General features: G+C 47.7%; 10 protein-coding genes. 4 read left to right on the top strand and 6 right to left on the bottom strand.

Going from position 1 to position 12,458, the window contains the following annotated elements:
* Positions 1 to 121: 121 nt before the first annotated feature.
* From prfB to IEW69_RS14770, 5 genes are all read right to left on the bottom strand, one after another.
* A protein-coding gene (gene prfB, locus IEW69_RS14750) for a peptide chain release factor 2 (protein WP_229663636.1) occupies positions 122 to 1,199 on the bottom strand; the annotation gives its coding sequence in 2 pieces (ribosomal slippage) (positions 122 to 1,138 and positions 1,140 to 1,199; 1,077 coding nt in all).
* A gap of 55 nt (positions 1,200 to 1,254) precedes the next feature.
* Positions 1,255 to 2,331 carry an ACR3 family arsenite efflux transporter gene (arsB, locus tag IEW69_RS14755; RefSeq protein ID WP_188627649.1) on the bottom strand — a complete coding sequence of 359 codons (1,077 nt, stop codon included), beginning with the start codon at positions 2,329 to 2,331 and terminating at the stop codon, positions 1,255 to 1,257.
* Entirely contained in the window at positions 2,332 to 2,745 is a 414-nt protein-coding gene (locus IEW69_RS14760) for an arsenate reductase ArsC (RefSeq protein WP_188627776.1), read from the bottom strand.
* A 31-nt stretch (positions 2,746 to 2,776) separates the two neighbouring features.
* On the bottom strand, positions 2,777 to 3,247 hold the full coding sequence (locus IEW69_RS14765) for a DUF6428 family protein (RefSeq protein ID WP_188627650.1): 471 nt from the start codon (positions 3,245 to 3,247) through the stop codon (positions 2,777 to 2,779).
* 37 nt (positions 3,248 to 3,284) lie between these two features.
* Positions 3,285 to 3,614: an ArsR/SmtB family transcription factor gene (locus tag IEW69_RS14770; protein WP_188627651.1), complete on the bottom strand. Its 330-nt coding sequence runs from the start codon at positions 3,612 to 3,614 to the stop codon at positions 3,285 to 3,287.
* 471 nt (positions 3,615 to 4,085) lie between these two features.
* Between IEW69_RS14770 and IEW69_RS14775 the strand changes: the two genes are divergently transcribed.
* From IEW69_RS14775 to IEW69_RS14790, 4 genes are all read left to right on the top strand, one after another.
* Entirely contained in the window at positions 4,086 to 7,160 is a 3,075-nt protein-coding gene (locus IEW69_RS14775) for a SusC/RagA family TonB-linked outer membrane protein (protein WP_188627652.1), read from the top strand.
* A 17-nt stretch (positions 7,161 to 7,177) separates the two neighbouring features.
* A complete protein-coding gene (locus IEW69_RS14780; protein WP_188627653.1) occupies positions 7,178 to 8,518 on the top strand; it encodes a RagB/SusD family nutrient uptake outer membrane protein in 1,341 nt (446 codons plus the stop codon).
* 25 nt (positions 8,519 to 8,543) lie between these two features.
* Complete coding sequence (locus IEW69_RS14785) at positions 8,544 to 11,237, top strand: M14 family metallopeptidase (RefSeq protein WP_188627654.1); 2,694 nt, start codon at positions 8,544 to 8,546, stop codon at positions 11,235 to 11,237.
* A gap of 69 nt (positions 11,238 to 11,306) precedes the next feature.
* Complete coding sequence (locus tag IEW69_RS14790; RefSeq protein WP_188627655.1) at positions 11,307 to 11,606, top strand: hypothetical protein; 300 nt, start codon at positions 11,307 to 11,309, stop codon at positions 11,604 to 11,606.
* 189 nt (positions 11,607 to 11,795) lie between these two features.
* On the opposite strand, the gene IEW69_RS14795 is transcribed toward IEW69_RS14790, so the two are convergent.
* Positions 11,796 to 12,239 carry a hypothetical protein gene (locus IEW69_RS14795; protein ID WP_188627656.1) on the bottom strand — a complete coding sequence of 148 codons (444 nt, stop codon included), beginning with the start codon at positions 12,237 to 12,239 and terminating at the stop codon, positions 11,796 to 11,798.
* Positions 12,240 to 12,458 lie beyond the last annotated feature (219 nt).

Consider the following 12,458-nt stretch of genomic DNA (forward strand, 5'->3'; position numbering starts at 1 on the left):
ACAGTCAACACATTTTGCATAACAACAATATATTGACCTTTTTAAAATTCTCAGTAAAAATAAAAGGCTCCCAAAGTGGAACCTAGGAGCCTTAGTTTACATGCCGATAGGAGCCCGGCGTTTAAAATTCCATTAAATAAGCTTTCAGAAATTCATTCAACTCTCCATCAAGAACGCCTTGCGCATTCGAGGTTTCATAGTTGGTACGAAGGTCCTTCACCAGCTTATACGGATGCAGTACATAATTGCGGATTTGCGAGCCCCATTCAATTTTCTTCTTGGAGCCTTCAATCAACGCAGTAGCTTCCATGCGCTTACGCATTTCAGCTTCATACAACTGCGACTTCAATAGGCGCATTGCATTCTCCTTATTCTGGAGCTGTGAGCGTGATTCCTGGTTCTTGATCACGATCCCAGAGGGCTTGTGGTACAAACGAACAGCCGTCTCGACCTTGTTCACATTCTGCCCTCCAGCACCACCGGAGCGGAAGGTTTCAAACTCTATGTCCGCATCCTTCACTTCAATCTCTATTGAGTCATCCACCAAAGGATATACATATACAGAAGCAAATGAAGTGTGCCTGCGGGCATTAGAATCGAATGGTGAAATGCGGACCAAACGATGAACACCGTTTTCCCCTTTAAGGTAGCCGTAAGAAAATTCTCCTGCAAATTGAAGCGTCACAGATTTAATGCCTGCGACCTCCCCTTCCTGAGAATCTTGTTCTGTAACCTTGTAGCCATTTTTTTCACCCCACATGATGTACATACGCATCAGCATGGCGGCCCAGTCACAGCTTTCTGTACCGCCCGCACCTGCCGTTATTTGCATGACGGCATGCAGCTGGTCTTCCTTGCTGCTGAGCATGTTCTTAAGCTCTAAATCCTCTATGGCGGCACGGCAGGTTTCATACTGTTCCTGCATTTCTTCTGCAGAGGCATCCCCGGCGAGCATAAACTCGAAGAGCACCTCCGTATCTTCCAGCATGGCATTCGCCTGTTGCCAGGCATCAGTCCACACCTTCATGCCGTTCAATGAAGCAAGATGCTTTTCAGCTTTCTTGGGATCATCCCAAAAATCTGGCGCCAGCGTAAGCTGTTGCGCGATATAAATATCTTCTAGTCGGTTTTCGACGTCAAAGATGCCTCCTCAGCGACGCTACTCTGTCCCTTAAATCCTGTATTTGTTCTTTTGTCATAATTTCAAAGTTATAATAATTCTTAGGAAACAGACACTTCCGCAATTCGGTGCAGCTATGAATTTATTGGTTCGCCATAATACTTTTTGCGGAAGTAAAAGGCCAGGTTGACCAGCGCAATCAAGGCCGGTACTTCAACCAAAGGTCCGATAACGCCTGCAAATGCCTGCCCCGAGTTGATCCCGAACACACCAATCGCCACGGCAATAGCAAGCTCGAAGTTGTTCCCGGTGGCGGTGAATGCAATAGATGTGCTCCTGGAATAATCGGCTCCAAAATATCGCCCTGCAAAGAAACTGAGCACAAACATGATGGCGAAGTAGATCACCAGCGGAATTGCGATCCTGACCACATCCAGTGGAATCTGCACGATAAGCTCACCTTTAAGGCTAAACATCACCACAATGGTGAACAGTAAAGCAACCAGCGTAATTGGAGATATGAATGGAATGTATTTATGCTGGAACCAATCTTCACCTTTTAAACGGATGAGCACAAAGCGGCTAATCAATCCCATGGCAAACGGCACACCCAGGTAAATCCCTACACTTTTTGCAATCTCGGCGATCGTTACATTTACTTCAAGACCATCAATGCCAAAGTAGGGCGGCAGCACAGTAATGAACAGGTAAGCGAAAACACTGTACAGCAACACCTGGAAAATACTATTCAGCGCAATCAAGCCCGCAGCATATTCGCGGTTGCCCTCCGCAAGTTCATTCCAGACGACGACCATGGCAATACATCGGGCTAAGCCGATCAGGATCAGGCCCACCATATACTCCGGGTAGTCCTTCAGAAATACGATTGCTAATAAGAACATCAGGATTGGACCAACTACCCAGTTCAGCAACAGCGACACGCTGAGTACCTTTGTGTCTTTGAATACCTCACTCATCTGCTCGTACTTCACCTTTGCTAAGGGCGGATACATCATCAAGATCAAACCGATGGCCAGGGGGATGTTTGTCGTTCCACTGGAAAAAGAATTGATGAAGCCCGAAGAGGACGGCAGGAAGTGACCAATGCTTATTCCTATTGCCATGGCAACAAAAATCCAAAGGGTGAGATAACGGTCTAAGAAACCAAGTTTCTTTCTTTGTACAGCTGGTGCACAGTTATTTGCAGACATCTAAAAATGAGTTTCGATAAAAGCTTTTGAATATTGCTTGATCATGTCTCTGACACGCTCGAAAGCTGCATTAATTTCCGCTTCTGTGCCTGTTGCTTTGGCCGGGTCGGGAAAGTTGTAATGGAACTTTTTCGCATCCGAGGGAAAGAAGGGACAAACCTCCCTGGCATGATCACAAACCGTAATCACGTAGTCGAACGCAACATCCTGATATTCGTTGATGTTATTTGAAGTATGCTTTGAAATATCGATGCCATCAGCTCTCATCGTTTCGACAGCTTTGGGATTCAGTCCATGCGTTTCCACACCGGCACTGTAGACTTCAGCCCTTCCCGCAGCAAAATGCCTGAGGTAACCTTCGGCCAGCTGACTTCTGCAGCTGTTGCCGGTACATAATACGAGTATTTTCTTCATCATTTCTATTCGCTAGGTGCTATCTTTAATGTTAGCAGCAGCCTCCGCCCGGTGTACAAACGCCGCCTGTTGCCGCAAGATTCTGCATCTGCAGTTTAGGCTTTTCTGCCGGTACGCCACATTGTTCTGGTGCGAGGCAAGCCGTTTGCTTGGACAAAAGCAGGAAATTTTCACCATCATAACCCAGGTCGTACTTTCCTATGGTTTGTGCCTGATATTCAACTTCAATATCCAGGTCTTCCATACCCAATACCTTTTCTGACAATCCGATAATGCTCAGCAGTTTTCCGGCTTTTAGGCGATGTTCATGATCATCGGCATTCCAGAGTTGGAAGTTGGCCACTTTCTCATGCCTAACCACGCCGCCACAGTCAATGAAGTCTTTCGTGATGATGCCCACTTCGGTAACATGGAAATGTTCTGGCACCATGGTGCCGTCTTCGAGTTTGAAGTTTACGCTTTCTGCGTTCGACAGGTATTGTTTTACTTCTGATAGTTTCATGATAAAAATTTTACGATTAATGGAAACAAAAAAAATGCTAACAGCAGCTTACTGGTCCTTTGTAGGCGTTTAAAAAAGTTCCAATCTGCGCAGTCATTAAACCCCAGATCTCCGGGTTGATGCAATAACACACACTTACCCCTTCGATTGTACCCTGGATAATTCCAGCGTTCTTAAGTTCTTTTAAGTGCTGTGAAATGGTCGCCTGCGCAAGTCCAAGCTCATCTACCAAATCACCACAGATGCAAGTGTTTGAGGCCATGATCCTTTGTAAAATGGCAATCCGCGCCGGATGCGCCATTGCTTTTAGCAATTGTGCCAGCTGATTTTGTTCTGCTGTAAAGATTTCTGTTTTTGTAAGTCCCATATTCTATTGTAATATTACGATTAAGCTTGGAATAATCCAAATCTCCGGGATGTTTTTACCTTAAAAAGGCAATTAAACATAAACGTGTAGCTTGTAGATTTTACTTATAACGGCATATTCTCCAAATTTTATACGGTTTGTGGTTTTTATTGTGTTTTATTTAAAATATAATTTTGATTCGTGGATAATAGCGCTATATTTGTCTATCAATTTAATAGACTTTAATATGTATTCAACACATGCCACAGAAAAGGATCTGATCCTTACGAAAAAAGTCCAAATGCCAGTTGCTGCTTTAGAACCACAAGTTGCTGCTGACAATGGCTTTTTTCGAATGTGTATGTGCATGTGTTAATCCCCCGCTTACGGCCGATCCCCGGTCTATAAAGAATATAAATTCCTGCTTTAAAATAATCATGTGCGCCAGCGCAGCAGGAATGCTATTGCCTTAAACCTCCAACCTAAATAACCATGAAATCTTTGTTTACAAAAGGTTTCTGCGTGACCCTGCTTGCCCTTTGGGCGCAGCTTGGTGCTGCGCAGGTAAACCCAGCGACCATTAAGTCCCGACTTCAGGGCACAATCCTCGATGCCCGAACGAAACAACCCCTTGCCGGTGCAGTGCTTAAGATTAAAGGCACCACCCATGCCGTCTCTGCAGACCAGGATGGCAAGTTCACCTTTAACACCGGCCAAGCCTTCCCCTACACCTTGCAGGTGAGCTACATTGGCTACATTCAGCAGGAAACCGTTGTAAATGGCACACCCGTTACCATCTTCCTGGAAGAAAGTCAGGTACAACTAAGCGACATTGTCGTTACGGGCTACAGTACCCAGCAGCGGAAGTATATTGCCAGCTCCATTTCCAGTGTCAGTGGAAAGATTGTGCAGGATCAACCTTCAGGAGGTTTCAATCAGCTTCTACAGGGTAAAACCACTGGTGTGCAGGTGAGTTCAAACTCCGGGGTACCTGGTGGCGGCATCACCTTTCGTGTACGAGGTAATAACTCCATCAATGCTTCTGTTGACCCACTGTACATCATAGATGGCGTTTTTGTCAGCAATGCCGATCCCATTACCGCTGGTCTGGGTAACCAGCAAGCCTCCAACCCCATTGCAGATTTAAACCCTTCTGACATAGAAAATATTCAGATCCTTAAAGATGCCAACGCCACAGCCATCTATGGATCATTAGGTGCAAATGGTGTTGTTATCGTAACCACCAAACGTGGTAAACGCAACACCAATGCACGCATAAACTTCAACACCATTCAGGGCTGGTCGGCCGCGGTCGACAAGTATGACGTCGCCAACGGTCCTGATGTTGCGCGACTCACAAATGAGTCCAGAATAAACACCGCTATTGACAACGGTATAGATCCGAGTACCATAACCCTGCCCTTTCCAAATCCGGAGTCATTACCCACCTACGATCGTATTTCGGGATTGTTCCTGACTGCTAAAACATCTAACTACGAACTATCAACGCAAGGGGGAACAGATAAGAGCACCTATTACATCAGCCTGGGCTACCTGAATCAGGAATCCATTGTAAAACCATCTGATTACACCCGATATGCAGGTCGTTTGAATTACGACAACTTCCTGAATGACAAACTGAAGGTCGGCACCAGCCTGAACTTCACCCGGTCAGAAAGAAACCTGAGCGGCAGTGACAATAGCCCAACCGGTGTCATCAACTCTGCCCTTTTCCCCCGGTCTTACCTGCCCATTTTTAATGAAGACGGCACTTTCGCTCGCTATGGCAGCTTCGACAACCACCTGGCGCTGATTGAAAACCTCGACAATAAAGCGGTGGGTTGGCGAACGATCGGCAACATCTACGGCGAGTATAGCTTCCTGCCGGAACTTAAACTGAGAAGCAGCTGGAGCATAGACAACAGCAGCGAATACGACAACAGCTACTCGAATACCTTAATCAGCGCAGGGATTGCTAACCGTGGTTCCGCCTCATCATCCGAAAACAAGAACCTGGTGCTGACCAACGAACAGGTGCTAACCTATATTAAAACCTTTGGAGAAAACAAACAACATAACCTGAATGCGCTTGTCGGAAACACCATAAACACCGTACTAAATGAAGGTACGAGTGCAACTGGCACCGGCTTCGCGGCGAACAGCCTGCGCTCTGTGGCTGTTGCCGCTACGCGATCGGGCTCTTCTTTCCGCAGCAGCTCAAAACTGCTTTCCTTTTTCAGTAAGGTGAGCTATACCTATAAAAACAAATACATCATCGACGGTAGTATTCGTGCGGATGGCTCATCCAAATTCGGCGCCAATAAACGCTGGGGCTACTTCCCTTCAGGTGGTGTTGCCTGGCTTGTGGGAGAGGAAGCGTTCATTAAAAACCTGAACGTTTTTGATGAGTTAAAACTTCGTGCAAGCATTGGATTGTCCGGAAATCAAAACGGCATTGGCGCCTATGCCGCACAAGGCTTATGGTCGTCCGGCGCCAACTACCTGGAGCAGCCAGGAATTGCACCTACACAGCTCGCCAATCCAGACCTTACCTGGGAAACCACCAGGCAGTTTAACCTTGGCGCCGAGTTCGGCATCCTCAAAAACAAACTCAGCATCGTTGCTGATTATTACAACAAATACACGTACGACCTGCTGTTGAACGTACCCGTGCCATACCGCTCGGGGTTTGCATCTTACCTGCAGAACTATGGTGCGGTACGGAACAAGGGTTATGAACTTGGCATAAACTCGACCAACATCCAAACAGAAAACTTCAGCTGGACCACAAATTTCAACGTATCCTTCAACAAGAATAAGATTGAAAAGCTAGCCTCCGACATCAGTCTTGGTGCTTCCGGCAGAAATATCTCCATTTTAAAACAGGGCTATGCGGTAAACTCCTTCCAGCTTTACAAACAGCTATCTGTTGACCCACAAACCGGGAATGCCGTTTACGATGATGTAAATAACGACGGCATCATCACCTCTGCGGACCGGCAGATTGTTGGCAATGCACTGCCGGATTATACCGGCGGTTTAACGAACAACATTACCTACAAGGGACTGGATTTTAGTTTCTTCTTCTATTTCCAGAAGGGGAACAAAATCATGAACATGAACGACTTCTTCATGGTTCATGGCGGCACGCAGGCCAATATCGGCTTTCTGCCGCGGCAGTTGGAGCGCTGGCAGCAGCCCGGAGATGTAACAGATATCCCACGACTGACCACCTATTCCGGGAATCCGACAGCAAATGGCGGTGCAGCCAACAATTACGGCGGTAATGTGGCAAGCCTGAGCTCCAGATACCTGGAAGATGGTTCCTTCCTGCGGTTGAAGACACTTACCCTGGGCTACACCTTCCCTACAGTGGTATCCAGAAAGATCGGCATGAACAAACTTCGGATCTATGCGCAAGGCACCAACCTGTTAACTTTTACGAAGTACGGGGGACTAGATCCGGAAGTAAGTTCACAAAGCAATAATCAGAATACAGCCGGTTACGACTGGGCCACCGTGCCGCAGCCAAGGACCTTCCAAGTCGGCGCAAGTGTAACCTTCTAAATTTTAAAAGCAAAGTCATGACTCTACAACATATAAAAACCACACTCTTCCTTGGCATTGTACTGCTTAGCATCACGTCCTGCAAGAAATTCCTCGAAGAGACGCCCAATAACGCATTGCCAACCGAAACCGCCATTACTGATGCAGGTACGGCAAGAGCAGCAATAATCGGCGCATATGACCGGCTGCAGGAGTACTATGCGGCAAGCTATCCGACGTTGGGCACCATTACCACCGACAATGTGGTATTTAACGGCACCTTGAGCCAGTATCTGCAGCTGGATCAGAACGCCATACCAACCGACAACGTGATTACCGTAGCTGCTTACCAGGGCATCTACCGGGCGATCAATTCGGCCAACAGCGTGATTGCTTATGTGCCGGCGGTAAATGATCCAACGTTGAGCAATGCTGAAAAGGACAGAATCCTGGGTGAGGCATACTTCATTCGTGCATTGTCGTATTTTGACCTTGCCCGGGGATGGGGCGGTGTGCAGATCCAACTCGAGCCTACAACTTCGCTCGACGGGCTGAAAGGGATCAAGCGAAGTACGTTGGACCAAACTTATGACCAGGTGCTTGCCGATCTGGTTCGTGCGGAAGCATTGCTACCCGAAGATGCAACCACCCGTAACCGCGCACAGAAAAGTACTGTTTTCGCACTGCGGGCCCGCTTACACCTTTACCGTGAGCAGTGGGCAGATGCTGAAAATTACGCCACGCAGGTGATCAACAATCCAAAGTTTGCACTGGTAAAACCTTATAATGCCTTTTTTACAGCACCCTTTCAAAGTACAGAATCTGTGCTGGAACTCGCTTTTTCACCAAACGACCGGAATGCCTTCTGGAACCTGTGGTATCCGAGTTCGGCAGGTGGCCAATACACGCTTAAACCTTCAGAGGCATTGGTGAATAAGCTTAACGATCCTTTGGTGGGCGGCAGCAGGAAGAGTCTGCTCGCCGGGACGGGCAATACGGTGTATGGCGTACTTTATAATACGGCCGGCACCAGTACCGATCCGGCTTACCTGATCAGAATCTCAGAATTGTACCTGATCCGTGCAGAAGCGCGGGCACACCTTGGTAAGCTTACTGAAGCTGCGGCAGAGCTCAACACCATTCGCCTTCGCGCGGAGGTTCCACCAACACAAGCTAGCACACAGGCAGCATTACTGCTGGCCATTGAAGCGGAAAATGCGGTTGAATTTGCTTTCGAGGCGCACCGCTGGTTCGACCTCACCAGAACAGGGCGTGCAGAAGCCGTACTGGGCCTATCGAATAGAAACTTCTGGCTGTTCCCACTGCCTTTATCAGATGTACAGTCTGATCCCGACCTCACTCAAAATCCAGGCTATTAACCTTTGCTAAACCAAACCTCCAACCATGAAACATTTTCAAAGCATTTTAAAACTCACCTTGCTGCTCAGCATTATCGCGACCTTCAACGTAAGCGCGCAGAACAGCTATTTCTTTGCTAAAACCAGCAACCTCAATCCTAAAGTTCCAACACCGGAACAGTTTCTGGGATATCCCATCGGCACGTATTTTACCAGATACGACCAGGTGGTTGCGTATTTTAAAGAACTTTCCAAAGTATCGGACCGGGTACATGTGGAAGGTATCGGTAAAACCTATGAGCAGCGTGAGCAGGTCATCGTGACCATCACCTCTCCGGCGAACTACGGCAACCTGGAAAACATCAGGCAGGAGCACCTGAATCAGGTGGATCCTGCTAAACCTGTACTCAGCAACAATGCACCTGTCATTATCCACCTGGGCTATGGTGTGCATGGAAATGAAACGTCCAGCACGGAGGCCAGCTTACTGGCGGGTTATTACCTCGCCGCAAGCGATGATGCAGAGACCCAGAACTGGCTTTCAGGTGCAGTGATTTTTATTGATCCAGCACTGAATCCCGACGGGCGGGACCGCGCAGCAAACTGGCATAATGCTTACCACTCTTTTCCGGCTGTTGGCGATCCGTTGGATAAAGAACATCAGGAGGGCTGGCCAAATGGACGTACCAACCACTATTTCACAGACCTAAACCGCGATTGGCTGAACTTAGTGCAAATTGAAAGTCGTAACCGGATTGCCTTTTTCCATAAATGGTATCCGAATGTGCAGATCGATTTCCATGAGCAGGGCACCAATGCCACCTATTACTTTGAACCGACACCAAAGAGCCATGAAAGTCCGATTATACCGCAATTCTTATACGAGTTCCAGGTAACCTTAGCCAAGTATCACGCGGAGGCGCTCGACGAGATTGGCTCCCTGTATTTCACCAAGGAGAACTACGACAACCTGTCGCCGATCTATGGTTCTACCTATCCGAAGTTCTTTGGCTCTGTCGCCGCAACTTTTGAGCAAGCCAGTTCACGCGGCATACTCCAGGAATCCAACAATGGTCCGCTGTCCTTCGCCTTTACCATCAGAAATCATCTGCGCACCAGCTTCTCGACCATTAAAGGGGCCATTGCTGAAAAAGCAGGATTGTTTAAAGTGCAGAAAGACTTCTTTAAATATGCACTTAGTCAGGGGCAGAAAAACCCGGCAAAGGGCTTTGTCTTTGGTGACATCAAGGATAAGACACTTACAAATAAATTTCTAAACCTGCTGCTGCAGCATCGGATTGAGGTGTTTGAAGTGCCTTCCAAGATCACGCAGGATGGAAAGACCTTTGAAAAAGGAAGCGCATACGTGGTTCCTTCCGCGCAACCTAATTTCCTGTTGGTGCATTCCATCTTTGAAGAAAACACTCTGAAGGACAGCATATTCTATGATAATACAGGCTGGAGCCTGATCCATGCTTATGGGTTAAAATACGCAAAGCTTAAGGGTGCAGTTTCCAAAGGCGCGGCAGTACTTCAGCTGCCCGCTTCCGGCACAAAACCAGTGATTGCTAAATCGGGTTATGCGTACCTGATCAATTCGACAGACTACAATTATACCAAGGCACTGTACGAACTGCAGCGCAAAGATGTACTGGTGAAAACTGCGTTTAAGGGCTTCTCAGCGAAGACCGCTACCGGTGAAGTATCATTTTTACCAGGATCATTGGTGATTCCGGTTGTAGGGCAGCGCCTTACGGCTGATTCGCTTTTTGCGGCTGTAAATGCCGTGGCAAACAGCACCAACATTGATGTCCTTGGGGTAAATTCTGGCTTCAGCGCTGCGGGGATCGACCTTGGCAGCAGCAACATCCGGGCGACCAGAAAGCCGGAAGTAGCCGTAGCATTCGGTCAGGGTGTAACCGCTTCTGAAGCTGGTCAGGTCTGGTTTTTACTGAACCAGCAGCTGGACCTGCCGGTGTCTAAACTCGACCTGAGCACTTTTGCCAGGGCACCATTGGCCAGGTATAACGTGATTGTGCTGCCTGCAGGGAACTACAGCGCTTGGGACCAAGCCACCGTAGCGCGGATCAAATCCTGGGTAGAGGCTGGCGGAACTTTAATCACGTTTCAAACGGCAACCGCCTGGGCCGTGGCGAACAACCTGGTTCAGGAGAAGCTTGCACAGACGGATGTGTTCAGGCGGCCGGGTGACTTAACTCCTGCGGTAGCTGCGGGGAAACCTGAAGAAGGGCAGAAAAGTGATGGCGCTAAAGCAGAAGCGGGTAAAGGTGATGGCGCCAAAGCGAATGCCGGTCAAGGAAAAGCTGCTGCAACGTCGGCTCGTTTGGACTATGCTCGTCAGGAAGATGTTGAGGGTTCGAAAAGAATTAATGGTGCGATTTTTCAGGCAGACTTAGACATTACGCATCCAATTGCGTTTGGGATCACAGACCGGAAGCTCTTCATCAATAAGAATGGTCCGACCTTGCTGGTACCCAGCAGCAATAAGTACGCAACTGTAGCACAATATACCAGTCAGCCATTCATCAATGGTTATGCATCTAAGGCGAATATTGCCAAGGTGGCCAACTCAGCGGCGATCATTGCTACCGCAAGCGGCAATGGAGAAGTGATTTTGTTTGCAGATGACCCTACTTACAGGGGCTATTGGCTGGGTACAAACAGGCTCTTTCTGAATGCATTGTTTTTTGGGAATCTGCTAAATGGAGGTAGCAGGTAAAAAAGAGCAAGGACGCAGCATCATTTTTGGTGCTGCGTTTTATTTAAAATATTTAAGCTAAATTAGGGTATGAGAAAAGTGTTAACCTTCGTTGCGCTGGCTGCGCTGGTGTACAACATATATGCTGTAGCAATTTGGTTGTACGCTTTTTCTGGTTCTGCAGGCCATAATGAGGCCGTAGCGAAGTACCTTACTTTCTTTCCTCAGGGATTTTCAACGAGTGCCATTCATTGGGCGAGTTTCATTGTAACGGTGTTTTCCATTGTAATCTTCGCGAACTATAAAGGGTATCGCAATCATAGGGCTTTTACGGCATGTATCATCATGCAAGCCGCTTTTCTATCTTTATATACCTGGCAAAGCTTGTAGCAGCGTTTCTGTCACGATATACCTTAGCGTTTGTTGCCGTCTTTCTCTATTTACCTCGCTGACGATGTTTGTAGTAGCATACCGGTTAGGTTTGTCGCTTAACCCGCTAAAGCTTCGAATTGCGGTGTTTGTAGTAGCATAAGGGTCAAGTTTGTTGCTTACCCGCCGAAGCTTCGAATTGCTGTGGAGCTAAGGATTTTCTATCTTTTGAAACACAAATCGGACACTATCGAAACGGAGTTCTTCTGGCTTGAAGTAGGGTATGTTAAAATATTCGCCCTGTCCACCCTCGCCCATGGCCAATCGATCGCCATCTTTTAACAGCGCAAAAGCCACACGCTTCCACTCCAGTCCGTAATGCAGGTAGTGAAAGTCGCCCAGCAGGGAATCTCCACGAACAAGGCCTCTCACTTCACCTGAGTCTATAAACCGACCGGCAAAGTTGATGGCACATCGCCCTTTGAAGGTGCTACCCTTGATACTGAGCGCCAAGGTTGCCGTGTCTGGACCAGCCACGGCGATGTAGGATGCGGAACTGCTTTCAAGAACTTTGAGTTCATTTGGGCGGCTGCATCCGTAAACGAGGAAGAACAACAGCAGGCATGTGAATAATGGAGACCGGACTTTAAACATGCTCCGAATTTAGGGAGAATTGTGCAGGTAAGAAATAAATGGCGGATGCTGGTCTAAGTTTGAAGTTGTGCCCATGGAAGGATTGAATCACTTACTTCAGAAGGCTGAAACAGGCGCGCTGCTAGAGTACACAACGATTAGCGAAACGGTAAATCCTGCCGTGCTTAAGAAAGTATCGGATTGGGTTATCAAGCGTTAAGACATAAAGTTTGGTAATTA

The sequence above is a fragment of the Pedobacter quisquiliarum genome (assembly GCF_014642175.1).
Taxonomy (GTDB): Bacteria; Bacteroidota; Bacteroidia; order Sphingobacteriales; family Sphingobacteriaceae; genus Pedobacter; species Pedobacter quisquiliarum.